General features: G+C 65.1%; 28 protein-coding genes, 1 tRNA gene and 1 pseudogene. 16 read left to right on the forward strand and 14 right to left on the reverse strand.

The genetic code is table 11. From position 1 onward, the window contains the following. Positions 1 to 82 precede the first annotated feature (82 nt). Positions 83 to 1,237, forward strand: coding sequence for a lipase family protein (locus OHA42_RS00225; protein ID WP_406233521.1), 1,155 nt, complete (start codon positions 83 to 85; stop codon positions 1,235 to 1,237). Positions 1,238 to 1,273: 36 nt separating this feature from the next. Here OHA42_RS00225 and OHA42_RS00230 read toward each other — a convergent pair whose 3' ends face one another. Next, positions 1,274 to 2,083 (reverse strand): alpha/beta fold hydrolase, encoded by an 810-nt coding sequence (locus OHA42_RS00230; RefSeq protein WP_406233523.1) that lies wholly within the window; start codon positions 2,081 to 2,083, stop codon positions 1,274 to 1,276. Between the two features lie 140 nt (positions 2,084 to 2,223). Beyond that, the gene (gene fusA, locus OHA42_RS00235; RefSeq protein WP_406239902.1) at positions 2,224 to 4,296 is read right to left on the reverse strand and encodes an elongation factor G; all 2,073 of its coding nucleotides are present in this window, start codon (positions 4,294 to 4,296) and stop codon (positions 2,224 to 2,226) included. Between the two features lie 390 nt (positions 4,297 to 4,686). Here fusA (OHA42_RS00235) and OHA42_RS00240 point away from each other — a divergent pair, with 390 nt between their 5' ends. Continuing rightward, a complete protein-coding gene (locus tag OHA42_RS00240; RefSeq protein WP_406233525.1) occupies positions 4,687 to 5,238 on the forward strand; it encodes a hypothetical protein in 552 nt (183 codons plus the stop codon). A gap of 75 nt (positions 5,239 to 5,313) precedes the next feature. Here the strand turns inward: OHA42_RS00240 and tuf are convergent, their stop codons facing one another. The 6 genes from tuf to OHA42_RS00270 all read right to left on the reverse strand — a co-directional run bounded on the left by tuf (position 5,314) and on the right by OHA42_RS00270 (position 11,181). Continuing rightward, a complete protein-coding gene (tuf, locus tag OHA42_RS00245; protein WP_364905783.1) occupies positions 5,314 to 6,504 on the reverse strand; it encodes an elongation factor Tu in 1,191 nt (396 codons plus the stop codon). A 113-nt stretch (positions 6,505 to 6,617) separates the two neighbouring features. Continuing rightward, positions 6,618 to 8,720, reverse strand: a complete 2,103-nt coding sequence (gene fusA, locus OHA42_RS00250) for an elongation factor G (protein WP_328406531.1) — start codon at positions 8,718 to 8,720, stop codon at positions 6,618 to 6,620. Between the two features lie 138 nt (positions 8,721 to 8,858). Next, positions 8,859 to 9,329 carry a 30S ribosomal protein S7 gene (gene rpsG, locus OHA42_RS00255; protein ID WP_040739280.1) on the reverse strand — a complete coding sequence of 157 codons (471 nt, stop codon included), beginning with the start codon at positions 9,327 to 9,329 and terminating at the stop codon, positions 8,859 to 8,861. Between the two features lies 1 nt (position 9,330). Continuing rightward, the gene (gene rpsL, locus OHA42_RS00260; RefSeq protein WP_019049359.1) at positions 9,331 to 9,705 is read right to left on the reverse strand and encodes a 30S ribosomal protein S12; all 375 of its coding nucleotides are present in this window, start codon (positions 9,703 to 9,705) and stop codon (positions 9,331 to 9,333) included. A 370-nt stretch (positions 9,706 to 10,075) separates the two neighbouring features. After that, positions 10,076 to 10,642 carry a DUF3558 domain-containing protein gene (locus OHA42_RS00265; RefSeq protein WP_406233529.1) on the reverse strand — a complete coding sequence of 189 codons (567 nt, stop codon included), beginning with the start codon at positions 10,640 to 10,642 and terminating at the stop codon, positions 10,076 to 10,078. 11 nt (positions 10,643 to 10,653) lie between these two features. Beyond that, positions 10,654 to 11,181, reverse strand: a complete 528-nt coding sequence (locus OHA42_RS00270; protein ID WP_406233530.1) for a DUF3558 domain-containing protein — start codon at positions 11,179 to 11,181, stop codon at positions 10,654 to 10,656. A 130-nt stretch (positions 11,182 to 11,311) separates the two neighbouring features. On the opposite strand from OHA42_RS00270, the gene OHA42_RS00275 reads away from it, so the two are divergent. Continuing rightward, positions 11,312 to 11,530: a hypothetical protein gene (locus OHA42_RS00275; RefSeq protein WP_406233532.1), complete on the forward strand. Its 219-nt coding sequence runs from the start codon at positions 11,312 to 11,314 to the stop codon at positions 11,528 to 11,530. Positions 11,531 to 11,542: 12 nt separating this feature from the next. Here OHA42_RS00275 and hppD read toward each other — a convergent pair whose 3' ends face one another. Next, entirely contained in the window at positions 11,543 to 12,745 is a 1,203-nt protein-coding gene (hppD, locus tag OHA42_RS00280) for a 4-hydroxyphenylpyruvate dioxygenase (RefSeq protein WP_406233533.1), read from the reverse strand. A 148-nt stretch (positions 12,746 to 12,893) separates the two neighbouring features. Between hppD and OHA42_RS00285 the strand changes: the two genes are divergently transcribed. Continuing rightward, a complete protein-coding gene (locus OHA42_RS00285; protein ID WP_406233534.1) occupies positions 12,894 to 13,418 on the forward strand; it encodes an Lrp/AsnC family transcriptional regulator in 525 nt (174 codons plus the stop codon). A 48-nt stretch (positions 13,419 to 13,466) separates the two neighbouring features. Here the strand turns inward: OHA42_RS00285 and OHA42_RS00290 are convergent, their stop codons facing one another. Both OHA42_RS00290 and OHA42_RS00295 read right to left on the reverse strand, forming a co-directional pair. After that, a complete protein-coding gene (locus OHA42_RS00290) occupies positions 13,467 to 14,576 on the reverse strand; it encodes a winged helix DNA-binding domain-containing protein (protein WP_406233536.1) in 1,110 nt (369 codons plus the stop codon). Between the two features lie 88 nt (positions 14,577 to 14,664). After that, positions 14,665 to 15,639: an NADPH:quinone oxidoreductase family protein gene (locus OHA42_RS00295; RefSeq protein ID WP_406233537.1), complete on the reverse strand. Its 975-nt coding sequence runs from the start codon at positions 15,637 to 15,639 to the stop codon at positions 14,665 to 14,667. Between the two features lie 159 nt (positions 15,640 to 15,798). On the opposite strand from OHA42_RS00295, the gene OHA42_RS00300 reads away from it, so the two are divergent. Both OHA42_RS00300 and OHA42_RS00305 read left to right on the forward strand, forming a co-directional pair. Beyond that, a complete protein-coding gene (locus OHA42_RS00300; RefSeq protein ID WP_406233539.1) occupies positions 15,799 to 16,095 on the forward strand; it encodes a type VII secretion target in 297 nt (98 codons plus the stop codon). After that, positions 16,092 to 17,243, forward strand: a complete 1,152-nt coding sequence (locus OHA42_RS00305) for a transglycosylase SLT domain-containing protein (protein ID WP_406233540.1) — start codon at positions 16,092 to 16,094, stop codon at positions 17,241 to 17,243. Before OHA42_RS00300 ends, OHA42_RS00305 begins: the two co-directional genes overlap by 4 nt. Here the strand turns inward: OHA42_RS00305 and OHA42_RS00310 are convergent. Next, the gene (locus OHA42_RS00310; RefSeq protein ID WP_406233541.1) at positions 17,237 to 17,452 is read right to left on the reverse strand and encodes a hypothetical protein; all 216 of its coding nucleotides are present in this window, start codon (positions 17,450 to 17,452) and stop codon (positions 17,237 to 17,239) included. The two genes, OHA42_RS00305 and OHA42_RS00310, sit on opposite strands and share 7 nt — an antisense overlap. A gap of 140 nt (positions 17,453 to 17,592) precedes the next feature. On the opposite strand from OHA42_RS00310, the gene OHA42_RS00315 reads away from it, so the two are divergent. Beyond that, positions 17,593 to 18,366 (forward strand): acyl-[acyl-carrier-protein] thioesterase, encoded by a 774-nt coding sequence (locus tag OHA42_RS00315; protein WP_406233543.1) that lies wholly within the window; start codon positions 17,593 to 17,595, stop codon positions 18,364 to 18,366. 76 nt (positions 18,367 to 18,442) lie between these two features. Here the strand turns inward: OHA42_RS00315 and OHA42_RS00320 are convergent, their stop codons facing one another. Continuing rightward, positions 18,443 to 20,113, reverse strand: a complete 1,671-nt coding sequence (locus OHA42_RS00320) for an FAD-dependent oxidoreductase (RefSeq protein ID WP_406233544.1) — start codon at positions 20,111 to 20,113, stop codon at positions 18,443 to 18,445. Between the two features lie 179 nt (positions 20,114 to 20,292). Here OHA42_RS00320 and OHA42_RS00325 point away from each other — a divergent pair, with 179 nt between their 5' ends. Next, complete coding sequence (locus OHA42_RS00325; RefSeq protein ID WP_406233546.1) at positions 20,293 to 20,784, forward strand: SixA phosphatase family protein; 492 nt, start codon at positions 20,293 to 20,295, stop codon at positions 20,782 to 20,784. 70 nt (positions 20,785 to 20,854) lie between these two features. Here OHA42_RS00325 and OHA42_RS00330 read toward each other — a convergent pair whose 3' ends face one another. Continuing rightward, positions 20,855 to 21,058: a hypothetical protein gene (locus tag OHA42_RS00330; protein ID WP_406233548.1), complete on the reverse strand. Its 204-nt coding sequence runs from the start codon at positions 21,056 to 21,058 to the stop codon at positions 20,855 to 20,857. A 60-nt stretch (positions 21,059 to 21,118) separates the two neighbouring features. On the opposite strand from OHA42_RS00330, the gene OHA42_RS00335 reads away from it, so the two are divergent. The 8 genes and pseudogenes from OHA42_RS00335 to OHA42_RS00370 all read left to right on the forward strand — a co-directional run bounded on the left by OHA42_RS00335 (position 21,119) and on the right by OHA42_RS00370 (position 25,659). Continuing rightward, positions 21,119 to 21,487 carry a VOC family protein gene (locus tag OHA42_RS00335; RefSeq protein WP_328406546.1) on the forward strand — a complete coding sequence of 123 codons (369 nt, stop codon included), beginning with the start codon at positions 21,119 to 21,121 and terminating at the stop codon, positions 21,485 to 21,487. 119 nt (positions 21,488 to 21,606) lie between these two features. Then, entirely contained in the window at positions 21,607 to 22,065 is a 459-nt protein-coding gene (locus OHA42_RS00340; protein WP_406233550.1) for a MerR family transcriptional regulator, read from the forward strand. A gap of 43 nt (positions 22,066 to 22,108) precedes the next feature. Then, positions 22,109 to 22,402 (forward strand): putative quinol monooxygenase, encoded by a 294-nt coding sequence (locus OHA42_RS00345; protein WP_328406548.1) that lies wholly within the window; start codon positions 22,109 to 22,111, stop codon positions 22,400 to 22,402. An 80-nt stretch (positions 22,403 to 22,482) separates the two neighbouring features. After that, positions 22,483 to 22,956 (forward strand): annotated as a pseudogene (locus OHA42_RS00350) (carboxymuconolactone decarboxylase family protein); the annotation flags it as partial. Between the two features lie 12 nt (positions 22,957 to 22,968). After that, positions 22,969 to 23,280, forward strand: a complete 312-nt coding sequence (locus OHA42_RS00355) for a GNAT family N-acetyltransferase (protein WP_406239904.1) — start codon at positions 22,969 to 22,971, stop codon at positions 23,278 to 23,280. After that, positions 23,277 to 24,266 carry a pirin family protein gene (locus OHA42_RS00360; protein WP_406233552.1) on the forward strand — a complete coding sequence of 330 codons (990 nt, stop codon included), beginning with the start codon at positions 23,277 to 23,279 and terminating at the stop codon, positions 24,264 to 24,266. Before OHA42_RS00355 ends, OHA42_RS00360 begins: the two co-directional genes overlap by 4 nt. Positions 24,267 to 24,560: 294 nt before the next feature. After that, positions 24,561 to 24,680 (forward strand) — tRNA-OTHER (locus tag OHA42_RS00365). A 94-nt stretch (positions 24,681 to 24,774) separates the two neighbouring features. Beyond that, positions 24,775 to 25,659, forward strand: coding sequence for an NAD(P)-dependent oxidoreductase (locus OHA42_RS00370; RefSeq protein WP_406233554.1), 885 nt, complete (start codon positions 24,775 to 24,777; stop codon positions 25,657 to 25,659). Positions 25,660 to 25,663 lie beyond the last annotated feature (4 nt).

Here is a 25,663-nt window from a genome sequence, read left to right on the forward strand (position 1 = left end):
TGATAGTTGTAATTATGTGCACATTGGTATAACCACGCGAGGCACACTGACAACCGGGCTGTTGGCCGGGGTTCTAGCGACGATGTTGATCGGTACCGGCACCGCGCCGGCAACACCGATTTACCCGGTCGTGGATCCCGATCCTTTCTATGCCGCGCCGGCCGATATCGCGGCAAAACGGCCGGGTCAGGTGATCGCGACCCGGCCGCTGCCGCCGCTGCTGATCTTCCCGGATACCGACGTGACCCTGATCAAATTCCGCTCGACGAACTCACGCGGACTGCCCATCGCGGCGACAACCACCGTGCTGACACCGCACGGCCGTCCTCCCGACGGGCCGCTGCTGTCCTACCAGCACATCATCAACGCGCTCGGAACCAAGTGCGCAGTCTCCAGGGAGCTCTACTCCGACGATTTCAATCTGCAGATCAAGGAAGCGGTGGCGCTGAACGCGGCGCTGCTGCATGGCTGGAGCGTCGCCCTGCCCGATCACCTCGGTCCGACCTTCGCCTACGGTGCGGCCCGGCTCGGCGGCCAGATCACTCTCGATGGAATCCGCGCGGTGCGTCAGGTTCCCGAGCTCGGTGTGCAGCACAGCCCGATCGCGATGGCAGGTTATTCCGGCGGTGGCATGGCCACCGCGTGGGCCGCCGCACTCGCACCGCGCTATGCACCCGAGCTCGACATCGCGGGCGCCGCAGCCGGCGGTGTGCCGACGAACATGGTGAAAATGCTGGAAGGCATCAGGTTCGAACCACATCCGGCCTTCGGGCTGTTGATGGCGGCGGCCATCGGGCTGGAACGCGAATACCCGGACCGATTCCCGATCAGCGACTACCTCAATTCCCAGGGGATGGCAGCCCGCGACCGCATTGCCAACAGCTGCACCAATGAAATTCTGGCCGCCGGAGCGTGGCGCAGCGCGCGCGATTTCGCAAGCAACATGTCACTCACCGAAAATCGAAACGCGCGAAGCGTCGTCGAGGAAAACAGTCTGGAACTGTTCGACGGCGTGCCGAAAATGCCGATATTCGAATGGCATTCGCCGACGGACCCGCTCATTCCGATCGAGGCGACCGACAATATCAACCGCCGCTATTGCCGGGCGGGCGTTCGGTTACAGACCGAACTCACCGCCTCCCCCGAACACCTCACAGCCGCTGTCCTGGGCATCCCCGCGGCGCTCGCCTGGCTGGAGGCCCGCTTCCGCGGCGAGCCCGCGCCGACGAATTGCTGAACGGCGCCGGCGCGGCGCGGCCCGCAGGACCGCCGCTCAGGCCGCTTCGAGAAAGTCGGTGATATCGGGGGCGAAGCGTGGGTGCTTGATCGCACCCAGGTGGTCGGCGCCGGGGTAGATGATCAAGCGGGAATTCGGGATGCCATCGGCGGTGTGGCGGAATGTTGCCGTGCTGTAGGCGCTGTCGCGCTCGCCGCCGATCACCAGGGTCGGGGCCGTGATGTCGCCGAGGCGGCCGGAGAGGTCGAAGACGTCTTCTGCCAGCGCGAAGGCAAGGGTGTCCGCGGGATTCTTCGGGCGCGCCAACGGGTCGGCCAACCACATTGCCGCCGCGGCGAGACGTCCGAGGATCGGCGAGGAGGCGAAGATGGGAGCCATGTGGTGCAACGCGCGGTGTCCCTCGGCCGCCGCTACCGCGTAGCGCAGCTGGGATTCGCGCGCATGGTCCTCCAATCGGTAGCCCGAGGAGGCGATCACCAACCTGCGCACCGCCGCGGGATGGTCCGCCGCCAGTTGCAGCGCGAGCGAACCTCCCGAGGAAACCCCGAGCACGTCTACCGGACCACCGAATTCGGCACGCAGCGCCGCCGCGTGCTGGGCAGCGATATCGGCCATGGTCGTGCCTGCGGGCATGTCCGGCGCACGGTTCACCGCGTAGACCCGGTAGCGCCTCGCCAGCGGCGCGAGCGTGGTGATCTCCGAGTCACGCATCCACCCGCGCGGGTTGGCGTGGTCGAGGGTGAACCACCGCAGAAACACCAGCGGCCGCCCGGAGCCGAGCGCCAGATAGGGCAGCTTGTGCTCGAGCGTGCCCTCGGTGACGTCCAGCTGCGCGTTCTTGGCCATGCATCCTCCGAATCGTTGCGATCTCTCACTACGACAGTGCGTCGGATTACCGATGAAGTCCATGACCTCCGAGGTGATGTCGTCAATGACATGGCCGGCGAAACGGCGCCGCCCCCAATCGAGACGGCGCCATCCGCGTACTACTCGCTGGTCGCCTTGGCGATGATCTCCTTCGACACGTTGGCCGGAACCTCCGCATACGAATCGAACACCATGGAGTAGTTCGCCCGGCCCTGGGTCTTCGACCGCAGATCACCGATATAACCGAACATCCCCGAGAGCGGAACCAGCGCCTTGACGACACGGGCACCACTGCGTTCCTCCATGGCCTGAATCTGGCCACGGCGGGAGTTCAGGTCGCCGATCACATCACCCATGTAGTCCTCCGGTGTCACGACCTCGACGGCCATGACGGGTTCGAGGAGCACCGGGCGAGCCTTACCGACCGCCTCTCGCACCGCCTGAGCAGCCGCCGTCCGGAAGGCGAAGTCGGAGGAATCCTTCTCGTGTACGGCACCATCGAGCAGCACCACCCGCATGTTCACCAACGGATAGCCCGCGAGCACCCCCGACTGCATGGCATCCTGCGCACCGACATCGACCGACGGAATGAATTCCTTCGGCACTCGACCACCGGTCACCCGACTCTCGAACTCGTAGATCGCGCCGCCCACGCCGGCGAACGGCGCCACCGCGACGACGACCTTCGCGAACTGACCCTTGCCACCGGATTGCTTGCGGTGGGTGTGTTCGAGACGAGCCACCGCGGTGGTGATCGTCTCGCGATAGGCCACCTGCGGCTTGCCGATGTTCGCCTCGACGTTGAACTCCCGCTTCATGCGGTCGACGAGGATGTCGAGGTGGAGCTCGCCCATGCCGCCGATGACGGTCTGGCCGGTCTCCTTATCCAGCGTCACCGAGAAGGTGGGGTCTTCCCTGGCCAGCTTCTGGATCGCGACACCGAGCTGCTCCTGATCCGAGGTGCTTTTCGGCTCGATCGAAACCTGGATGACCGGATCGGGGAACGTCATCGACTCCAGCACGAGCTGGTGGTCCGGATCGCACAGGGTGTCACCGGTAGTGACGTCCTTCAGCCCGATCACGGCGTAAATGTGTCCCGCAGCGGCCACGTCGACCGGTGTCTCCTTGTTCGAGTGCATCTGGAAAAGCCTGCCCAACCGTTCCTTCCGTCCCTTGCCTGGATTGATCACCACCGCGCCCGCCTCGACCCGGCCCGAGTACACCCGGATGTAGGTGAGCTCGCCGAAGAACGGGTGCGCGGCAATCTTGAACACCAGCGCCGCGAACGGCGCGTCCGCATCGGCAGCGCGGTGGATGATCTGTCCCTCGTTGCCCGGCGCGTGACCGTCGATGCCGCCGCCGTCGAGCGGTGTCGGCAGGTAGTCGAGCACTGCGTCGAGCATCGGCTGCACGCCCTTGTTCTTGAACGCCGAACCGCACAGCACCGGGTAGGCAAGGGAATTCACCGTCAGGTGACGGATCGCCCCCTTGATCTCCACGACGGACAATTCCACACCACCGAGATACTTCTCCAGCAGCGCCTCATCCGACTCGGCAACAGCCTCCACCAGCTCGGCGCGATAGCGCTCGGCACGCTCGCGAAGCTCGGCCGGAATCTGGACGACCTCGTACCGCTCACCGAGTTCCGTATCACCACGCCACATCTTGGCGTTCATCTCGACCAGGTCGACAATGCCCTCGAAGGTGTCCTCAGCGCCGATCGGCAGCTGGATCACCAACGGCTTGGCACCGAGACGATCCTTGATGGTCTGCACAGTGAAGTAGAAGTCCGCACCGAGCTTGTCCATCTTGTTGACGAAGCAGATACGCGGCACGTCGTACTTATCGGCCTGACGCCACACCTGCTCGGACTGCGGCTCGACACCTTCCTTGCCGTCGAACACCGCGACAGCACCGTCGAGCACGCGCAGCGACCGCTCCACCTCGACGGTGAAGTCGACGTGCCCAGGGGTGTCGATGATGTTGATCTGGTTGTCGTTCCAGAAGCACGTGGTAGCCGCCGAGGCGATCGTTATTCCGTGCTCCTGCTCCTGCACCATCCGATCCATCGTCGAAGCGCCGTCGTGCACCTCGCCCAGTTTGTAGGTGACGCCGGTATAGAAAAGGATCCGTTCGGTGGTCGTAGTCTTTCCGGCATCGATATGGGCCATGATGCCGATATTCCGAACCATACTCAGATCGCCGAGCACACCGCGTGTCACGGTAATCCCCACTCCCTCAACTAGTTTCGTCAGAAAGACGCTCGCCTAGTTGGTGCGTTCCGGCAACGGCGCGAGCATCGTCCACGCGGCGCGGGCGGCACGCCGAAGGGGCTCTGCCGACAACTACCACGAACGCGGACCCGAGGGAAACATGCCTCATATGTACCGCCCGCCCCCGCCCGCGTCCATCGAATATCTCGCCGGATAACCGATGGTCGAGATGATCTTCTCGGCGCTGGGGATAGCGCTGGGCGACAATCACGGACCGGAGGAGCCACGATATTCGCCAAGCAAGGATGCGGCCCATGGTCCGGCCGCGGCAGTGACCCACGCGGCCACGGAATGTGAGGTCGACTCACGATGACGAACACCTTCGCCGAAGGCGCCGAATACACCATGCCGACACAGCGGCTGCGGCGCAATCCGCCTTCGCCCGACCGAGTTCCGGTGTTCGGCAACGACATGCAGCTGCGCACCGCGCTCATTCCCGACCGGATCCGCGCCGCGCCGATCAATCACGATTACGAGTTGCTCGCCGTCCAGGACGCGCAGAACGCCGGATACCTCAGGGAGATCCAGGATCTGGCGGCCGAACTCGCGCGCGTGGCGGCCTTCGCCGCGGTCCGAGGTCATAATCAGACCGACCAGCTGCGCGTGCGGCAGCTGGAGTCCGCCCTGGATGCCACGATGACGGATGCCGCGGCCGCGGGGATCGCCGCCTCGGACATTCAGCTCGCCGTCGAGCAGGGCCGGGCTGGCGCGTATTGGATCGACCGGCCCGCGCACCGGTACCTCGGCCGGATCGCGCAACTGACCGACGAGATGGCGGGCAGGCTCAGCGAATTGGACACCTACCGACAGCGGATCGCCGAACTCGAGCACCGGCTGGCCCAGGCTCGCGATAACGCCTGACCGGCACGCATCCACGAAAACGCAGACGGCGCCGCCCCTTTCGGGGCGACGCCGTCTGGTCAGTGAGTCAGAGAATCACTTGACGATCTTCGTGACGCGACCGGCGCCGACGGTGCGGCCACCCTCGCGGATCGCGAAGCGCAGACCCTCGTCCATGGCGACCGGCTGGATCAGCTTGACGGACATCTCGGTGTTGTCACCGGGCATGACCATCTCGGTGCCCTCGGGCAGGGTCACAACGCCCGTCACGTCAGTCGTACGGAAGTAGAACTGGGGACGGTAGTTGTTGAAGAACGGCGTGTGGCGGCCACCCTCGTCCTTGGACAGGATGTAGGCCTGGCCCTCGAACTCGGTGTGCGGGGTGGTGGTGCCCGGCTTCACGACGACCTGGCCACGCTCGACATCTTCACGCTTGATGCCACGAACCAGCAGACCGACGTTGTCGCCCGCCTGGCCGTTGTCGAGCAGCTTGCGGAACATCTCGATGCCCGTGATGGTGGTCTTGGTGACCTTCTCGCGGATGCCGACGATCTCGACTTCCTCGTTCACGTTGATGATGCCGCGCTCGATACGACCGGTGACGACGGTGCCACGACCGGTGATCGTGAAGACATCCTCGACCGGCATCAGGAACGGCTTGTCGGTCTCACGGACGGGAGTCGGGATCGACTCGTCGACCGCGTTCATCAGCTCGACGATCGACTCGGTCCACTTCGGGTCGCCCTCGAGCGCCTTCAGACCGGAAACACGCACGACCGGCGCTTCCTCGTCGAACTCCTGGGCGGCCAGCAGTTCGCGGACCTCCATCTCGACGAGCTCGAGGATTTCCTCGTCGTCGACCATGTCGGACTTGTTCAGCGCGACCAGGATGTAAGGAACACCGACCTGACGAGCGAGCAGCACGTGCTCGCGGGTCTGCGGCATCGGGCCGTCGGTGGCGGCGACCACCAGGATGGCGCCGTCCATCTGCGCCGCACCGGTGATCATGTTCTTGATGTAGTCAGCGTGACCCGGGGCGTCGACGTGCGCGTAGTGGCGCTTGTCCGTCTGGTACTCGACGTGGGAGATGTTGATCGTGATACCACGAGCCTTCTCCTCCGGCGCCTTGTCGATCTGATCGAACGCGAACGCGGCGTTCAGATCCGGGTACTTGTCAGCCAGCACCTTGGTGATCGCTGCAGTCAGCGTGGTCTTGCCGTGGTCGACGTGACCGATGGTGCCGATGTTGACGTGCGGCTTCGTCCGCTCGAACTTCGCCTTCGCCACTGTGGTGTCCTCCTGGACTTGTTGGTGCGTGCAGTTGCAGCAGTGCGGTTATTACTGGGGGGTCGTACTGACTCCCGGCTGATGGGGCAGGCCGTGCGGCCTGCCCCGTCGGATTACTCGCCGGTCGCCTTGGCGATGATCTCCTTCGACACGTTGGCCGGAACCTCCGCATACGAATCGAACACCATGGAGTAGTTCGCCCGGCCCTGGGTCTTCGACCGCAGATCACCGATATAACCGAACATCTCCGAGAGCGGAACCAGCGCCTTGACGACACGGGCACCACTGCGTTCCTCCATGGCCTGAATCTGGCCACGGCGGGAGTTCAGGTCGCCGATCACATCACCCATGTAGTCCTCGGGCGTGATGACCTCGACCGCCATGAGCGGCTCGAGGATCACCGGACCGGCCTTACGAGCCGCTTCCTTCAGTGCCTGGGAGCCGGCGATCTTGAACGCCATTTCCGAGGAGTCGACGTCGTGGTATGCGCCGTCGAGCAGGATGACCTTCAGGTTCACCAGCGGGTAGCCCGCGAGCACACCGTACTGCATGGCATCCTGCGCACCGGCGTCCACCGAAGGGATGTACTCGCGCGGAACGCGACCACCGGAGACCTTGTTCTCGAACTCGTAGGTCGCGCCGTCCTCGCCGACGAACGGCTCGAGGGCGATGATGACCTTCGCGAACTGGCCGGAGCCACCCGTCTGCTTCTTGTGGGTGAACTCGAGCTTCTCGACCTTCTTGGTGATGGTCTCGCGGTAGGCCACCTGCGGCTTGCCGACGTTCGCCTCGACCTTGAACTCGCGACGCATACGGTCGACGAGGATGTCGAGGTGGAGCTCGCCCATGCCGCCGATGACGGTCTGGCCGGTCTCCTGGTCGAGCTTGACCGAGAAGGTCGGGTCCTCTTCCGAGAGACGCTGGATCGCGGTGCCCAGCTTCTCCTGGTCGGACTTGGTCTTCGGCTCGATGGAGACCTGGATGACCGGGTCCGGGAAGGTCATGGACTCGAGCACGATCTGGTTCTGCGGATCGCACAGGGTGTCACCGGTGGTGGTGTCCTTCAGGCCGATGACCGCGTAGATGTGGCCTGCCACGGCCTCGCCGACCGGGTTCTCCTTGTTGGAGTGCATCTGGAACAGCTTGCCCAGACGCTCCTTCTTGCCCTTGGTCGAGTTGATGACCTGGGCGCCGGAGTCGACCTTGCCCGAGTACACGCGCACGTAGGTCAGCTTGCCGAAGAACGGGTGCACGGCGATCTTGAACGCCAGCGCCGAGAACGGCTCACTGCTGTTCGCGTCGCGGTGGATGATCTCCTCTTCCTTGCCCGGGACGTGGCCATCGGTGCCACCATCGTCCAGCGGGGTCGGCAAGTAGTCGATCACGGCGTCGAGCATGGGCTGAACGCCCTTGTTCTTGAACGCCGAACCACACAGCACCGGGTAGAGCTCGGAGTTGACCGTCATCTTGCGGATGGCGCCCTTGATCTCATCGATCGTGAGCTCATCGCCGCTGAAGTGCTTCTCCAGCAGCGCCTCGTCCGACTCCGCGACAGTCTCCAGCAGTTCCTGGCGGTAGATCTCCGCCTGGTCCGCGAGGTCGGCCGGGATCTCGACGACCTGGTACTCCTCGCCGAGCTTGGTCTCGCCCTTCCAGACCTTGGCGTTCATCTCGACCAGGTCGACAATGCCCTCGAAGGTGTCCTCAGCGCCGATCGGCAGCTGGATCACCAACGGCTTGGCACCGAGACGATCCTTGATGGTCTGCACAGTGAAGTAGAAGTCCGCACCGAGCTTGTCCATCTTGTTGACGAAGCAGATACGCGGCACGTCGTACTTATCGGCCTGACGCCACACCTGCTCGGACTGCGGCTCGACACCTTCCTTGCCGTCGAACACCGCGACAGCACCGTCGAGCACGCGCAGCGACCGCTCCACCTCGACGGTGAAGTCGACGTGCCCAGGGGTGTCGATGATGTTGATCTGGTTGTCGTTCCAGAAGCACGTGGTAGCCGCGGAGGTGATGGTGATACCACGCTCCTGCTCCTGCTCCATCCAGTCCATGGTGGCCGCGCCATCGTGGACTTCACCGATCTTGTAGGTGATGCCGGTGTAGAAGAGGATGCGTTCAGTTGTGGTCGTCTTGCCCGCATCAATGTGGGCCATGATGCCGATGTTGCGGACCTTGTTCAGGTCGGTGAGCACGTCCTGTGCCACGGAAATCTTCCCCGCTCGTAGCTAGTTGGGATTTTCGGGGACGACCCTGTGGTCGTCACTATGTCAACGCCGGAAGCGGTGGGTAAGTACCGCATCCGGCTGTGCCTCCCGACCCAATAACGACGGGCCGGGCAGACGTCACCAGCGGTAGTGCGCGAAGGCCCGGTTGGACTCGGCCATCTTGTGGGTGTCCTCGCGACGCTTCACCGAAGCGCCGAGGCCGTTGCTGGCATCGAGCAGCTCGTTGGCAAGACGCTCGACCATGGTCTTCTCACGGCGAGCCCGCGAGTAGTTGACCAGCCAGCGCAGCGCCAGGGTGTTGGAGCGGCCGGGACGAACCTCGACCGGCACCTGGTAGGTGGCGCCACCGACACGACGGGGCTTCACCTCGAGTGCGGGCTTGACGTTGTCCAGCGCGCGCTTGAGGGTGACGACCGGATCGGTGCCGGTCTTCTCGCGCGCCTGCTCCAGAGCGCCGTAGACGATGCGCTCGGCGGTGGACTTCTTGCCGTCCAGCAGGATCTTGTTGACCAGCTGAGTGACCAGCGGCGACCCGTAGACCGGGTCGTTGATCAGCGGACGCTTGGGTGCGGGGCCCTTGCGTGGCATATCAGCTCTTCTCCTTCTTGGCGCCGTAACGGCTGCGGGCCTGCTTGCGGTTCTTCACACCCTGGGTGTCGAGCGAGCCACGGATGATCTTGTAGCGGACACCGGGAAGGTCCTTCACACGACCGCCACGCACGAGCACCATCGAGTGCTCCTGCAGGTTGTGGCCCTCGCCCGGGATGTAAGCCGTGACCTCGACCGCGCTGGTCAGGCGAACACGCGCGACCTTACGCAGCGCGGAGTTCGGCTTCTTCGGGGTCGTGGTGTACACGCGAGTGCACACGCCACGGCGCTGCGGGCTCCCCTTGAGGGCCGCGGTCTTGGTCTTGGAGACCTTGTCGCGACGACCCTTGCGGACCAGCTGGTTGATGGTTGGCATAGACCGGCTTTCCTTAATTAGTTAACGCGGTGTCTGGAACTTCATGTCGGTGTTCAGTTGGCGGCGTTCTCGGCGCCCTCCGTGGTCACGCAAGCTACCGCCTCCGGGCCCGTCGTTCACGCCGCTGTCATCGAGCTTTCACCCGCACGCCCAGCCGCGTTTCTCGCGTCCCGAGGTCGGGCGTGTCGCGCGCGAAGCAAGACCGGTTTTCTGGGCACGCCAGGAAGGTCAGCCGCTTTCGCTGGCTTACGTCCACGCACGAACTTGCCCGCATGCTTCCGGGCACAGCGATCCACGATACTCGTGGTCGCGACACAGGGTCAAAGTGGGGTGGGTAACCACCACGACCGGCAGTTCGATTCCAGCGTACCTACCTCGCGAGATTCAGGGTCAATTCGACGAGTTTCTGCGCACCGACGCACGGATCGGGATGTCCGGAGCCGGGACGGTAATTGATCCACCAGCCGATCACGCCGTTGTCGGCCGCGCTGGCGCTGACCCCGCAGGAGTCGGGATCGTTGGGGCGGTGCGTCTGCAGCGCCCGCTGGCCCTGCACGGTGATGTTGTTGGTGAGGTAGCCGAGTTTGTCGTTGTTGGTCTTTTCGTTGTTCAGCGAGCCGACCTCGTACCAGTTCAGGGTCACCATGGCGGTGCCGCCGGGCGCATTGTCCACGTCCCACATGCACACCGCACCGTAGAAGGACGGCTGGGCGTAGGCGCCCTCGCCCACCGCCTTGCCGATCTGGTCCATCGAGACGACATCGCACTCGCGTAACAGCTTGTCGAAGTTCGTGTTGACCGACGATCCGGTGCCCGACCCCGCGGGATGCGCGGACCCCGGCACCGTGCGCCCGCAGCCGGCGACCGAAACGGCGATGCCGAGCACGGCCAGCGCGGCGATCAGGCCGCGAGTCGTCGAACGGGCACGAAGATTCATGGCGAACTCCCTCACTGCAGCCGCTGCACGGTCAACTCGGCGAGCTTGTGCATCCGGTCGCATGGATTGCCGGTCGCCGCGAAGAGACCGAACGACATCGACCACTCGAAGAAATCGTCGTCGAGCTGCACGGCGAGATCACACACCGCGCTATTGGTCTCCAGCGCCTGAAATCCGACGCGGCCACCGACTTCGACCTTCTCCACGCCACGCCCCTGGGTGGTCACCCACGCCCGTTCCCGATCGATGGGGCTGCCCCGATACGCGGCGAAGGTGACGCTGGGCGAACCCTGCCCCGCGGATTGCCAATTGCAGCCGACCGAGTTCTTGAACACCCGCGAGAGCTGCGCCAAACCCGCGATTTCGCGGACCTCGTCGTCGGTGACATGACCGCACTCACCGGCGAACGGACCCAGAGTGGCGACCTTCGGCGGCGGACGCAGCGGCGTATTCGACGAATCGGAGTCGCCGCCCGAACCGCATGCCGACAGCGCCAACGCCAAGGTCGCACCGATGACGATTGCCGACGGAATCCGCATGCCGTGAACTCTACCCATCGGCACCCGACACAGCCGGATACGACTGCGGGGCCGCGGTGGGTTCCGCGGCGCGACCGCGCTCGCTATGATGAAAACGCTTCACTACGTGAGCAATTGGGAGGGGAAACCAATGCTGAAGAAATTGGCCGTTGCTGTCTTGATCATTGCGGGGCTGTGGGGCGGCCTCGCGGGAACAGCCGCCGCGGGAGGCAACTTCCTCGGCCGCTACTACTGGCTGAGCGACTGCCTCGATCACGCGAATTGGTATCACAACAATGGGAATCCGCATGCTCGTTGCCAGCCGATCGTGATCAATGGCCAAGAGGTCTACGACCTCTTGGCGTCCTGACTCGGCGGCACGTCAGAGGTTGCCTCTGGCTTCCTGTTCGCGTTCGATCGCCTGGAACAGGGCCTTGAAGTTGCCCTTGCCGAAGCCGAGCGAACCGTGTCGCTCGATCAGTTCGAAGAAGACGGTCGGGCGATCGGTGAGCGGCTTGCAGAAGATCTGCAGCAGGTAGCCGTCTTCGTCCCGGTCGACCAGGATGCCGCGCCGCTGCAACTGGTCGACCGGCACCCGGACGTGGCCGATGCGGGCGCGCAATTCGGGGTCGGAATAGTAGGTGTCCGGCGTTTCCAGGAATTCGACGCCCTCACGGCGCAGCGTGTCGACGCAGGTGAGGATGTCGCTGGTGGCCAGGGCGATGTGCTGCACGCCGGGCCCGCGGTAGAACTCGAGATATTCGTCGATCTGCGAACGCTTCTTGCCCACCGCGGGCTCGTTCAGCGGGAACTTCACCCGGTGATTGCCGTTGGCGACGACCTTGCTCATCAACGCGGAGTACTCGGTCGCGATGTCGTCACCGACGAATTCGGCCATATTCGTGAAACCCATGACGCGGCGGTAGAACTCGACCCACTCGTCCATCATGCCGAGCTCGACGTTGCCGACGACATGGTCGATCGCCTGGAACAGCCGGACCGGTGTGCCCGCGCGCGGTCGATAGATGGAGCGGCGGGTGATATAGCCGGGCAGATAAGGCCCGTAATACTTGGAACGGTCGACCAGCGTATGCCGTGTCTCGCCGTAGGTGGCGATGGCCGCCGAGCGGACCGTGCCGAATTCGTCTGTCTCGTCGTGCGGTTCGACCAGAATCGTCGCGCCGTGGGTACGCGCCCAGTCGATGCAGCGGTCCACGTCCGGAACCTCGAGTGCGATATCGGTGATGCCGTCGCCGTGCCGGTCGTGATGGCCGACCAGCGGGCTGTCCGGATCGACCGCACCGGTGATCACGAACCGTGCGCCGCCGCTGCGCAGCACGAACGCCTTGTGGTCACGATTGCCGGTCTCCGGTCCCGCGTAGGCCTCCAGCCGCATACCGAAGGCGGACTCCAGGAAGTGCGCGGTCTGCGTCGCGTTGCCGACCACCCAGACCAGGGCGTCCCAACCGATGACGGGGAACGGATCGACGCTGTCGTCGTGCTCGACCAGTCCGACGAGCCTGCGCAGCTCACCGTCGGTGGGTAGGGCCGTCGGCCGGGAATTCGGCAGGTTCTCGATCGTCATGATCCAAGGAAATCGCCACCTATGCCGGTAGGCAATAGCGGTGGATTCCGATAGACACTCTGGCGAATTCGGCTAGCAAGACCCACAAGATGCTGGACAATTTGAATAGCATCACCGAGCACAGCCCGCGCCACGAACGGAGGCCGACATGTCGCACACGCCGGCAAAACTCGACGAACTCGATCTCGCCATCCTGGCCGCGATGCACGAGTACCAGAAGGCGGGAGTCCTCGAACTGTCGCGCCGCACCAAGGTTGCACGGGCCACCGTCCAATCCAGGATCGGCCGCATGGAGGAATCCGGGGTCATCGCCTCCTACGACCCGCAAATCGACGTCACCGCTGCGGGTTTCGATGTCCAGGCCTTCGTCACGCTGGAGATCGCGCAGGGTGCGCTCGACACCGTCGCCGCCGAGCTCGACGCGATTCCCGGCGTGCTCGAGGCCTATGCGACCACCGGATCCGGCGATGTGCTGTGCCGGATCGGCGCCGACTCGCACGCCGGCCTGCAATCGGTGTTGCTGAGCATCGATCGGACCAGCGCGGTGGTGCGCTCACACAGCGTCATCGTGTTGTCGACGGTGATCCAGCGCCGCACACTGCCGCTGCTGCGCACCCTGACCCCCACCGGAACCACCAAGGCCCCCGCCTACCGCGACGCCCACGGGCGATAGCCGACCGCGCACGGCCTGCCGAGTCGCGCGCCTCCGGGACAGTGCCGATCAGGGGCGCAGGTCGGCAGCTACCTCGAGGATTTCGACGCGCGGCTGTTTGTCGGCCTCCAGGAACGCGAGCAGCGCATGCGATTCGGCCTCGACAGCCCGACTCTCCGCCGCCGACCACTTCCTGGTCGGGGTGATGCGCAGGCGGGCGACACCCTTCTCCGGGAAGATCTTGTAGAACCCGGAAAGGTAGCCGTCGAGCAGCACGGGCGAAACCGCGGCGGCAAACGCGCGCAATGGCACCGGCTGGCGGTCGGGCGCGATCCGGCTCCGATCCTGGTGCGAGAGAATCGCATTGTCGTACCACCCGAGCAGGCGCACCGGGGCGGGCAGCTCGGCGTCGGCCAGGACACCGTCGGCGACGTCGTAGAGGGTGCGGCCGCGCTCGTCGGTGTAGGTGCGCAACCTGTCGCCCAGCTGCTCGACCGCTTTCTTCATGCCGGTCAGCTTCGACCAGGTCTGCATGTCCATGGTGCTGGCGGGACCGAAAGCACGCAGGTACCGGAAAACCAACTCCGCCAACGGATATGTCGGATCCAGTGGCGCGCCGAGCCACGGCTCGACCCGGGACCAGACCGGTCTGCTGTTGTCCTTCCACTTCCCACGCGGCGGAGTCTGCAGCACCGGCAGCTGATAGAGCCAGGTCTGCACGACGGCGCCCGCGTCCCGATCGGGCCACAGCTCGGCCGCATGTGCGCGCATATCCGCCGCCGACATCGGCTCGTCCCCGAGCAACCGCTCGCCACGCGCGCGGACTTCCTCGGGATCGAGTCCGACCATCGCGCCGTAGTTGAACCCCTTACGGAACGGGATCTTTTCGAGCTCGGGCTGCACGTGCGGTGCGATACGCAAGGCATCCGGCGGCGTGACCAGGTGAATCGTGCCGCGCATCAACGTGATGCGAACCAGCGCGCGATCCTCGAGCCCTGCCGACACCGTCGCCGGATCGAAATCTGCTGTGCGGCTCCACAATCCGACGAACGGCGGCGTCGAGTCCTGGGCCTGCAGCCCGACGAGATGATCGCACATCTCGGGCACGCTCAGCGACGAGCGCTCCAGCAGATGCTGGCGGGCGAGCAGGGTCCGGTTCAATACCCGATTGGACAGCATCGTGCCGCGATTCCTCTAGGAGTGGGGGTCGAGCGGCGGGTGCGCCGGCTTCATGATTCGCTCAGAGTACGTCGCCGCACCGACAGTCTCAGCGCAGCGTGACGACGACTTTGCCGGTGGCGGTGCGGTTGTCCAGTGACGCGACCGCCGCGGCGGCCTGCTCGAGCGGGTAGCGCACCGGGTCCGGCGGCGCGATCTTGCCGGAGGCGAGCAGCGGCTCGACCTCGGCCCACTGCTCGGTGAGGTAACCGGGATGCGTCATCACCCATTCACCCCAGGCCGCGCCGGTCACCTCGACGTTCTTGAGCAGCAGCCGATTCACCTTGACCGTCGGGATTTCCCCGGCCGTGAAGCCGACAACCAGCAGACGGCCTGCCGAGGCCAGCGATCGGATGCTGTCGGTGAAACGGTCACCGCCCACCGGGTCGAGCACGATGTCCACACCGCGGCCGCCGGTCAGTTCCTTGACCGCGGCGAGCCAGCCCTCGGTCAGCACCACATCGGTGGCGCCGTTGGCGCGGGCCACCGCTGCCTTCTCCTCGGTGCTGACCACCGCGATCACCCGGCCCGCGCCGAGCGCGACCGCCATGCGCAGCGTCGAGGTGCCGATGCCACCCGCGGCACCGTGCACGAGCACGGTCTCGCCTTCGGCGAGCCTGCCGCGGTTACGCAGGCAGAAATGCACGGTCAGGTCGTTGAACAGGATGCCGGCCCCAGCCTCCAGCGACACATTGTCGGGCAGGCGGAACACCATCTGCGTGGGCGCGACAGCGACTTGGGCCATGGCATTGCCGAGCAACGTCAGCGCCACCACCCGATCGCCGGCCTTGACGTGCGCGTCCTGCGGCGCCTCACGAACGATGCCCGCCACCTCGCCACCGACGACGAACGGCAACTCCGGCTTCATCTGGTACAGCCCACGGGTCATCAGGACATCGGGGAAAGCCACCCCGGCCGCGTGCACATCGATGACCACGCCTCCCGGATATCCCGCGGGCTCCGGGATATCCACGATCTCGATCGCTTCGGGCCCCTCCAACTTGCTGACCTGGGCTGCGCGCATGTGCCGACCTCTCTGTCCACTCGCCGACGCGGAACTCGCCGGCGACGCTGTGACCAACATAATGCGCAGCACCCGATGCCCGCTTCGGTGCATCTGTCCGGACGAACGCATTTTGCTATGCTGGCCGCGACTTATGGTCGGGCGGGAAGGGGGATTCCTATGCAGGTCAATCCGGAAACGCTGAAATCGTTCGCGACGAACCTCAGCACCGAAGCGGGCGCCATTCAGAAGTTCAACGAGGGGGCGGGCTTCGGCGTCGCGAGCAATGCACTGCCGGGCACCGAATTCGGCGGCACTGTGCAGCAGACAACCGATGTGGTCAACCGTTGCCTGCAGCGAATCGGTGAACGTCTCACGACCGTCGCGGGCGATATGCACAATGCGGCGGGCGCGTACGAGCTGACCGAAGACGACTTCGCTGCGAAACTCCGCACGATCGGACTGCAGGTGTCATGACGCTGACCATTCCTGATGTAGAGAAGTGGGAGCCCGACCAGCTGACCACCGCGGGCAATCACGCCGATGGAATGGCGACCAAGCTCGACGCCGCGGTCAAGGACGGCTCCGACAAGACCCGTGCGCTGACCTGGTCCGGCGCCGCCGCCACCGCGGCGAATGCGCGGATGGATATCGAACAGACACGCGCAGGCACCGTCAGCACCGCGCTGCAGGGCCTGCATACCGCGTTCACCTCGCAGGTGGACAACCTGAAGAACGCCAAGACCAAGGTGCTGCAGCTGCGTGACCTCGCCACCACGCCGAGTGCCACCACCGACGGTGTGGAACCCATACCCGGTTTCAAGGTCGAGCCCAATGGAACCGTCACGGCCGACGACCGGATCGCCAAGGTCTGCGCACTGATGAACGGCCAGCAGCGGGTGGACGAGTCCTTGCGAATTCTGCGGGATGCGGCAACCTGGCAGGTCGATATCACCAACGCACTGCAGCAGGCGGAAAGCGTTGCGGAACAGGCGAAAACGCAGGTCGCCCAGGCTGTGGGGAATCTCCAGGCCGCCTACGACGCCCTCGGCGAACCGAAATCCGGCACCGCACCCGCGCCGACGCCGACCACACCGGCCGCGACCAATACCGCGACGCCCGTCGCCTCGAACAAGCCCAACTATGCGACCGGCGGCAATCACAACAGCAGCGGCAACTCCCATTCGTCCTCGGGAACGCCGTCCACCGGCAGCCCGAGTTCCGGCTACCCGACCAGTTCCGGCTCCCCGACCGGGCCGATGCCATCCGGCGATGTCGCCGAATGGATCAAGAAGGCCAAAGAGAAACTGATCGCGATGGGCTACAGCCCCGATCAGATCGATGAGCGCGCGCTCGCGATGATGATCGAGCACGAGTCCGGCGGCAATCCGCAGATCGTCAACAACTGGGACAGCAATGCGGCGGCCGGTCACCCCTCGAAGGGGTTGATGCAGACGATCGACAGCACGTTCAACGCATACAAAGCGCCCGGCCACGACGATATCTACGACCCGGTCGACAACATCATCGCCGGTACGCGATACGCGATCGACCGGTACGGCTCGCTGTCCAATGTTCCCGGTGTGGCAGCCGTCAATAGCGGTGGGGCGTATCAGGGCTACTGACCTGTCGCGCCATCTGGTCGGCCGAAGGTCAGATTGTGCGCGGCGAGGGCGGCGCGGAGCTTGGTGATGGCGGTCGGCCCGACACCGTGCAACGCGGCCACCTCGCGTTCGGTCCACGAGGTGAGGTCGCAGAGACGCTGAATTCCGGCTGCGGCGAGGGCGCGTTCGGCGGGTCTGCCGAGTTCCCCGGGGAGGTCGGAGTCCGTCATAGCGCCTATTTTGCCTGATGAGACGTCATATGCGGGAGTACGGGCGACTCGCCGAGAGGGTGTGACGTACGACCCGTAAAGTCATCTCAGAACAAGCAACGCACGAGAACGCGGCACAACGTGCAGCGCGAGGAGCACCAGTGTCACTCGAACAGCCACTCGCCCCGCTTCCCCAGGAGGGCATGGGGTTTGCTTCGGCGTGGCCCATCCGGGCTGGCGATGTAGATCCGTACAACCGCTTGCGATTCGATACGGTCGCCCGCTATCTGCAGGACATTGCGGGTGAACAGCTGGAGCAGACCTTCCTCAACCGGACCGATCCGAACTGGATCGTCCGACGCACCGTGATCGATGTGATCCGGCCGATTCTCTGGCCGGACAAGGTGCAGCTGCTGCGGTGGTGCTCGAGCATGTCGACCAGGTGGACGAACATGCGGGTGCGGGTGACCAGCTCGAACGGTGGGTTGATCGAGACCGAGGGCTTCTGGATCAATATCAGCGAGTCGAACAACATGCCCGCGCGGATCAGCGATGACGGCCTGGCCTACCTGGCGCAGACCACCACCGAGCATCGGCTGCGCTGGCGGCCGTATCTCACCGACACCACACCGGCGGAGTCGGACACGGACATGCCGTTCCCGGTGCGCGCCACCGACATCGACCAGTACAACCACGTCAACAACGCCTGTTATTGGCAGGCGGTGGAGCAGTACCTCGCCGAGTACCCCAAGCTGGTCGCCGCACCACACCGCGCGGTGATCGAGTACGTGGCGCCGGTACTCGCGCGCCAGCATGTGACGGTGCGCAGCCGCTATGAGCCGGGTGACCGGTCCGGTCATCCGGTGCTGCGGCTGTGGTTCGTCGTCGGCGGCACCACCACCACGGTGGTCCGCATCATTCCGTTGCCCGCCTGAGGCTCCCCCCGGCGCCGCTGTTGCGAAGACGAGAACGCCGGTCGGATCGTGGCGAACCCGACCGGCATTGTTTTCCTCAGCCGCGTGCGGCCTTGATCAGATCCTCGCGGCTGGTGAACTTGACCCGAGGGCGGCCGGAAGCCTTGCCCGCCGACTTCTCCGCCAGATCGATCGCCTTCCAGCCCTGCCGGTCGACCAGGTCGGCCTGGCGCTCGCCGAGCAGCGCCTTCAGTGCGGCCCGATCGGCCTGCGGCACACCGAGTTTGCCAGTGGTGAAGTCGGCGATCAGCTGCTCGACGGTCTCCTCGGAGTCGATGCGGTTGGAGCCGATCACGCCGCGCGGACCGCGCTTGATCCAGCCGCTGACGTACACGCCCGGGATCGGGATGCCGTCGTCGCCGAGCACTCGTCCGTGCTCGTTGGGCACCACCGCGCGCCGCTCGTCGAAGGGCAGGTCCTTGATCGGTTCGCCCTTGTAGCCGATGGACCGCAGCACCAGCGAGGCCTCGACACTGTCGGTGCGCTCGGTCGCCCGCGCCACCAATTGGCCGCCGTCATCGACCAATTCGTTGTGCACGAATTCGACCGTCTCGACGTGCTCGGCGCCGGTGAGCGCCATCGGCGAGCCCAGGTAGCGGAACACGATCCGTTTGTTGGCCGGATCGCGCCGACCCGCGGCGTACTCCTTCGCCAGGGTGTACTTGAGCTGCAGCGACGGCTCGACCTTCGGGTCGTCCAGCAACGCCTGACTACCGGTGTCGAGGGCAAGATCGGCCTCGTCGACGACGATGTCCACACCCTTCAGGTGGGCCAGCGCCAGGAATTCCGACGAGGTGTACGCCGCTTGCAGTGGGCCACGCCGGCCCAGCACGACCACTTCGCGTATATTGCTGCGGCGCAGCGCGTCCAGGGCGTAGTCGGCGATGTCGGTCTTGGCGAGCTCGTCCGGATCGACGGTCAGCACACGCGCGACATCGAGGGCGACATTGCCGTTGCCGACGATCACCGCTCGCTCTCCGGAGAGGTCGAACTCGCGGTCCGCGTAATCGGGGTGGCCGTTGTACCAGGCGACGAACTCGGTCGCGGAGTGGCTGCCCGGCAGGTTCTCACCCGGCACGCCCATGTGGCGGTCGGTGGCAGCACCGACGGCGTAAATGACGGCGTGGTGATGGGCCATCAGTTCCTCGTGCGTGATGTGCGTGCCGACCTCGACATTGAGGTAGTACTGCAACGTCTCCCGCCGGAACGCGGACTCGAACAGACCCGAGACGGTCTTGGTGCCGGGATGGTCGGGGGCGACGCCCGCGCGCACCAGACCCCACGGCGTCGGCAGCCGGTCGAACATCTCGACCTCCACGTCGGCGCGGCGCAGCAGCTCGTCGGCCGCATAGCAGGCCGCGGGTCCGGCGCCGACGATCGCGACCCGCAAGGTACCGAGGTCCTTCGGCGGCCGCGCAGGCGTCACGATCGGATCGAAGTTCGATTCGAGCGGGTGCCGTTGGAAGTACGCGGCATTGATATCGCGATATCTGGCCAGCGAAGCAGTCAGATCATCTTCGGAGAAGATGGCCTCCACCGGGCACGCGTCGACACAGGCACCGCAATCGATACAGGTGTCAGGGTCGATGTAGAGCATCTCGGTCGTCGCGAACTCCGGCTGATCCGGTGTGGGACGAATGCAATCGACCGGGCACTCGGAGACGCAGCTGGCGTCGTTGCAACAACGCTGCGTGATTACGTAGGCCATAGTGTGCAGATCCTCGAAAATGTGCGTGGGCTGTAGGCCACCCAAGGGTTGAAGGTGGGCAGAAGCGTTACGACAGTGGACCCGCGGGAGTGTCCCGCAGGGCGCCGCGTTGTGACGCCGCTTTCAGTTTGCCTCGAGTGTGGTTCATACCTCTCGGCCGGAGGCCCTACGGTATCCCTATGGTGCGGACTCTGATCCTCATGCGGCACGGCAAATCGGCCTATCCGGACGGTGTCGCCGACCACGAACGCCCGCTCGCGCCGCGCGGAGAGCGCGAAGCGGGCCTGGCGGGGCAATGGTTGCGCGATACTCAGCCGCCGATCGATGCCGTGCGGTGCTCGACCGCGACACGCACCCGGGAAACGCTGGCCGCCACCGGGATCGACGCGCCGGTCGTCTATGAATCCGGCATCTACGAGGCCTCGCCGCGGACTCTCATCGAACTGGTCCAGCTCAGCGACGACGCTGTCTCGACCTTGCTGGTGATCGGGCATGCGCCCGGAATGCCGTGGACGGCATGGGAGCTGGCGGGCAACCGCGATTCGATGCAGGCGGTCGAGCTCAGCAGGAAGTTCCCCACCTCGGCACTCGCAGTGCTCGAATTCGACCGCCCGTGGGCGGACGTCGACCCGGGCACCGGAGAGCTCGTGCGCTTCCACATTCCGCGCTGAGAAGTTCCTCGGTTCCACGCTGACCAACTCCCCGGCCACGTTGCCGACACCCGGCGACATCGCCTCGATGTCAGTGCCGCAGCTTGCCGCCGACGACAACGACAACGCCGAGCACAACAAGCAGCACGAAGGCGGCGAACCCGCCGACCAGCCACCAGACGAGACCGAGCGCGACGACGAACGGCGCCACCGCGATGGCGGTGATCACCGGGCTTTCCTTGACCGTGGCCCAGGCCGCACGTGCCCTGACCCGATCGATGTCCTTACCTGGCATGCTCCCCAGCGTAGGCGCGAAACCCGGACTTTGTCGGGCCTCGGTGGGATGCTCGGGACTATGGATTGGAAAATCGAGCTCGTCGCCATTCCGGTCACCGACGTCGACCGGGCCAAGGATTTCTACACCAAGATCGGCTTCAATGCCGACTTCGATGAAAGCCCCACCGAGGACATCCGTTTCGTACAGCTGACCCCGCCCGGTTCCGGCTGTTCGATCTGTATCGGCAGGGGCATCACCGAGGCCGCGCCCGGCAGCGTAGAGGGCATGCAGGTCGTCGTCGCCAGTGCCGAAGCGGCCTACCAGCAGCTGGTCGCGGCCGGCGTGGAGGCATCACCGGTCAAGGACATGGGCTGGGGCCTGTTCACGTTCTTCGCCGATCCCGACGGCAATAAGTGGGCCGTCCAGGAACTGCCGAAGCGCGACTGACCCGTCCGCCTCGGCGCATCGCCCCTTCGACGGCGTTCCGATTTGTCGGAAGAATAGCCTTGCTTGGAGTGCGCTCCAGGTGAGTAGCGTCGTCGGTGTTCCACGGAAGGGCGAGTGCAGTGAGTGAAACCGCAAGTCAGAGTGTTGTCAGTGCCGACAGGGAGCGCCCGAGGTACTCGATCGGCGATGCTGCCGAACGCTCGGGCCTGAGCCGGGACACCTTGCGCTGGTACGAGCGGATCGGGCTGATGAACTACATCGGGCGCGATCGCACCGGGAAGCGGCGGTTCAGCGACCGCGATCTGGAGTGGCTCGCGCTGATCGGCAGGTTGCGCACCACCGGCATGTCGGTGGCCGATATGGTCCGCTACGCCGAACTGGTCCGGGCAGGCGATTCCACGTTCCCGCAACGGCTCGAGATGTTCCGCAATACTCGCGCCGAGGTACTCGCCAAGATCGATGAACTGCGCCAGACCGTGGCCGTGCTGGACTACAAGATCGACGTGTACGAGGGCAAAGCCTCGGCGATCCGACCGGCAATTCTTACCGCGCACCACAGCGAGGCGATCAAGGCGTGACCTCCGCGACCATCGACCCGCACAAGAGAGCAGGAGATCATCTGTGTCCACGCTGACGCTCAATGTCCGATTCCACGCGAAGCCGGGACGGGAGGCCGACCTGCGCGAGACGCTGGAGGCCCTTGTCGCACCGACGGTCGCCGAGGCAGGCTGCCTGCGCTACGAGCTCTACCTGCACCCGACCGATCCGAGCCGGATGGTGCTGCTCGAGGAATGGGTCGACGCAGCGGCCCTTGCCGAGCATTTCGCGACACCGCACCTGAAGCAGGGCGCGGCAGCGCTCGCGGAAATCCTGGCCGAGCCGTTCCAGATTCGGCGGTTCAGCGAGATCTCCTGAGCTCGAATACGGGGGTAGCGCGGGCGATCTGGAGCACAGTCCGACCAGGTCGCCGTGCTGCTGCTCTACTATCCGGGCTCATGGAGTCCCGAGGCCACGACGACGACCACATCTGGATCGACAAGCAAACACCCGATGCGATTCGCGCACTCAACACCGTCGCGAGCGCGGTCCGTGCCGCGGGTGCCGCAGCGGGGCTCGATCGCAGGCTCATCGAACTGATCAACGTTCGCGTTTCGCAGATCAACGGCTGCGCCTTCTGCCTGGACGTGCACCATCGTGCCGCGATCGCCGCAGGCGCCACCGAGCGCGAACTCGCCGTACTGCCGGCCTGGCGCCGCACCGAGCTGTTCACCCCGCTCGAATGCGCCACCCTCGCCCTCGCTGAGCTCACCACCACGTTGCCGGATCAGCCGACGATGGAGCGTGAGTACGCTTTCGCACGGAAGCATTTGTCGGATGATCAGGTTTCCACCGTCATCTGGGTCGCGACGACGATCGGCGCGTTCAACCGGGTGTCGATCATGAGCATGCATCCGGTGCGCACGCGGAAGGAGAGGGCGAACATGACCGAATCGGCTCCGGAGAGCAAGGTCGTCCGCAATGACGAGAAGAACCGCTACGAGGTCTTCTACGGTGGCGAACTCGCCGGTTTCAGTGAGTACGAGGAGCGCGACGACGAGACGGTGTTCATCCACACCGAGATCGATGGCGCTTTCTCCGGCAAGGGCCTCGGCAGCATCCTCGCCGGGCAGGCCATCGAGGACGTCATCGCGCGTGGCCGGGTGATCCGGCCGCTGTGCCCGTTCATCAAGGCCTACCTCGAGAAGCACCCGCAGTACGACGAACACGTGGTCGGCAAGGGCATCACACGGTGAGCGATCTGGATCCGCACCCCGAGGAAGCGCTGTGCGAGGCGGGTCCGTGTCCGGGTCCGGTGACCGAGTTCTTCCCCGCACGTGAGGTGCCGCTCGGCGGTGTGCGCGGCGTTTTCGTCGAACGCGTACTGCCGCAACGTGATCTGCCGACCGTCGGGGCATGGTGTTTCCTCGATCATTTCGGGTCGCCGACCGTCACTAAGACGGGGGCTTCCCCCGATATCGACCCGCACCCGCACATCGGCCTGCAAACGGTGACCTGGCCGTTCGACGGCCGGATCCGGCATCGCGACTCGGTCGGGTCGGATGTGGAGATCGAGCCGGGTCAGCTGAACCTGATGACCTCGGGACGTGGCATTGCGCATTCCGAATACAAGGTCGCGGGCGCGCACTCGGGGCACGGGCTGCAATTGTGGATCGCCTTGCCCGGCGACCGAACCGGGATCGAACCGCACTTCGAGCAGCATCGCGAACTACCGGTGTACGCGACGCCCGGCGTGCGTGCGATTGTGCTGATCGGCTCGCTCGGCGCTCACACCTCACCGGCGATCGCCTACACACCCCTCGTCGGCGCGGACGTGCGGATCGAGCCGGGCACCGAGACCACCCTTCCGCTCGAACCCGGCTTCGAATATGCGGTGCTGGTGATCGAGGGCGAGGTCACCGTCGCGGGCGCCGAGGTCGGTGCGGGCCCGCTGCTGTACCTGGGCACCGAGCGCACCGAACTTCCGCTCAGCAGCGCGAACGGCGCACACTTCGCGCTGATCGGCGGCGAGCCGTTCGGCGAGGATCTGGTGATGTGGTGGAACTTCGTCGGCCGCAGCCACGAGGACATCGTCACGGCCCGAAATGACTGGGAGAATCGGAATATCGAACGATTCGCCGATATCGCGGGCCACCCGCCCGAACAGCGGATCCCGGCGCCGCCCCTGCCCGGACTGCATCTGAAGCCGCGCAAGCGTCGAATCGGACCTGCTCGCACCTGATTTCGCCGTTCGACCGCCCGGCCCTGCCTCGATCGATGACGCAGGGCCGGATTGCTCGGTGCAGGAACATCTTTCGGATGGCTCAGGCACCCTTGGCGAGCCCTTGTCACCGGAGATTCCGCAGAGCAGGTTCTGACGCCCGTCGAGCTCGCCCGCCCCTGGGCCAGCGGTGGCCGGATCATGTGGAGCACACACGTATGGCGAGGCTGGACACACGGCGCGCAAAAATCGCTCCACAAATGATGTGGTCCGTTCCTAGGATGTCGTCAGCGGGATCGCGCGATCCCGCAGGATGCGGACCGTGGCAGAGCGGCCCAATGCAGACCGGCAGCCGGAGGAACCTCGGCTGCCGGTGTGATGGAGACGAGCGGTCCTGCTCCGATCCGTCCGCGGGTTCGAATCCCGCCGGTCGCCGCATCCGCCCAGAATGTCACCGCCGTCGGCTGTTGACCTCGAGTTGGGTTGAGCTCTTAGCGTGAACTCGACCAACAACGAAGGGATATGCGCGATGACGGGCGAGTCCGGACAGCGAACGGCAGTGGCAGTACTCGGTCTGGGTGAAATGGGTTCCGCACTCGCGAATGCGTTTGCCGGCGGCGGACATCCGACCACGGTGTGGAATCGCACTCCGGGCAAAGCGAATTCGGCGGTCGGCAACGGTGCACGTGAGGCGGCGACAGCGCGCGAGGCAGTAGCGGCGAGCGAGTTGGTGGTTGTCAGCGTCCAGAGCAATGCCGTCGCACACGACATTCTGGAGTCGGCAGCCGAGGTGATCGCCGGACGCACCGTGCTGAACCTGACGGACGGAACCTCCTCGGAAGCGAGGGCAGTGGCCGATCGGGTCACCGAAAACAACGCGGAGTACCTGCACGGGCAGATCATGACCATCGCGCCCGGCGTCGGTCAGCCGGAAAGCATGCTGTTCTACGGCGGCTCCGAACCCGCCTACCAGCGTTACCATTCCGCGCTCACGCTGCTCGGAGGCAGGGGACGCTACGTTTCCGGCGACGTCGGAGTGCCCGCGCTGTACGGGATGGCGGTACACGACACGATGTGGGGAATCCTCAACGGATTCCTGCATGCAACCGCATTACTGTCGGACGCCGGTATCGAAGCGAAACAATTCCTCGCCGACGCAGGCCCCGCCGTAGCCAACCTGACTGCGTTCCTGCCGTTCCTCGGAGAGGAGATCGATAGCGGCGAGTACGCCACCCCCTTCGGCGCACTGAAACACCACCTGCCGTCCCTGGAAGACCTGGTGCGCGAATGTGAATCCCGCGGCATCGACGCCGAATTCCCGCGCTACACCAGGTCTCTCGTCGCAGACGCGGTCGAAGGCGGTCATGCCGGAGACAGCTACTCCCGCCTGGTAGAGCACTTCGGAAAGGGTTGAGCTC

Source organism: Nocardia sp. NBC_01009, assembly GCF_045208035.1.
Classification (GTDB): Bacteria; Actinomycetota; Actinomycetes; order Mycobacteriales; family Mycobacteriaceae; genus Nocardia.

Bases quoted from the DNA above. Each gene is read 5' to 3' on its own strand.
- OHA42_RS00225 (WP_406233521.1), top strand. From the start codon at position 83: ATGTTGATCGGTACCGGCACCGCGCCGGCAACACCGATTTACCCGGTC.
- OHA42_RS00230 (WP_406233523.1), bottom strand. From the start codon at position 2,083: ATGGCCAAGAACGCGCAGCTGGACGTCACCGAGGGCACGCTCGAGCAC.
- fusA (WP_406239902.1), bottom strand. From the start codon at position 4,296: ATGGTTCGGAATATCGGCATCATGGCCCATATCGATGCCGGAAAGACT.
- OHA42_RS00240 (WP_406233525.1), top strand. From the start codon at position 4,687: ATGACGAACACCTTCGCCGAAGGCGCCGAATACACCATGCCGACACAG.
- rpsG (WP_040739280.1), bottom strand. From the start codon at position 9,329: ATGCCACGCAAGGGCCCCGCACCCAAGCGTCCGCTGATCAACGACCCG.
- rpsL (WP_019049359.1), bottom strand. From the start codon at position 9,705: ATGCCAACCATCAACCAGCTGGTCCGCAAGGGTCGTCGCGACAAGGTC.
- OHA42_RS00265 (WP_406233529.1), bottom strand. From the start codon at position 10,642: ATGAATCTTCGTGCCCGTTCGACGACTCGCGGCCTGATCGCCGCGCTG.
- OHA42_RS00270 (WP_406233530.1), bottom strand. From the start codon at position 11,181: ATGCGGATTCCGTCGGCAATCGTCATCGGTGCGACCTTGGCGTTGGCG.
- OHA42_RS00275 (WP_406233532.1), top strand. From the start codon at position 11,312: ATGCTGAAGAAATTGGCCGTTGCTGTCTTGATCATTGCGGGGCTGTGG.
- hppD (WP_406233533.1), bottom strand. From the start codon at position 12,745: ATGACGATCGAGAACCTGCCGAATTCCCGGCCGACGGCCCTACCCACC.
- OHA42_RS00285 (WP_406233534.1), top strand. From the start codon at position 12,894: ATGTCGCACACGCCGGCAAAACTCGACGAACTCGATCTCGCCATCCTG.
- OHA42_RS00290 (WP_406233536.1), bottom strand. From the start codon at position 14,576: ATGCTGTCCAATCGGGTATTGAACCGGACCCTGCTCGCCCGCCAGCAT.
- OHA42_RS00295 (WP_406233537.1), bottom strand. From the start codon at position 15,639: ATGCGCGCAGCCCAGGTCAGCAAGTTGGAGGGGCCCGAAGCGATCGAG.
- OHA42_RS00300 (WP_406233539.1), top strand. From the start codon at position 15,799: ATGCAGGTCAATCCGGAAACGCTGAAATCGTTCGCGACGAACCTCAGC.
- OHA42_RS00305 (WP_406233540.1), top strand. From the start codon at position 16,092: ATGACGCTGACCATTCCTGATGTAGAGAAGTGGGAGCCCGACCAGCTG.
- OHA42_RS00310 (WP_406233541.1), bottom strand. From the start codon at position 17,452: ATGACGGACTCCGACCTCCCCGGGGAACTCGGCAGACCCGCCGAACGC.
- OHA42_RS00320 (WP_406233544.1), bottom strand. From the start codon at position 20,113: ATGGCCTACGTAATCACGCAGCGTTGTTGCAACGACGCCAGCTGCGTC.
- OHA42_RS00325 (WP_406233546.1), top strand. From the start codon at position 20,293: ATGGTGCGGACTCTGATCCTCATGCGGCACGGCAAATCGGCCTATCCG.
- OHA42_RS00330 (WP_406233548.1), bottom strand. From the start codon at position 21,058: ATGCCAGGTAAGGACATCGATCGGGTCAGGGCACGTGCGGCCTGGGCC.
- OHA42_RS00335 (WP_328406546.1), top strand. From the start codon at position 21,119: ATGGATTGGAAAATCGAGCTCGTCGCCATTCCGGTCACCGACGTCGAC.
- OHA42_RS00355 (WP_406239904.1), top strand. From the start codon at position 22,969: ATGACCGAATCGGCTCCGGAGAGCAAGGTCGTCCGCAATGACGAGAAG.
- OHA42_RS00370 (WP_406233554.1), top strand. From the start codon at position 24,775: ATGACGGGCGAGTCCGGACAGCGAACGGCAGTGGCAGTACTCGGTCTG.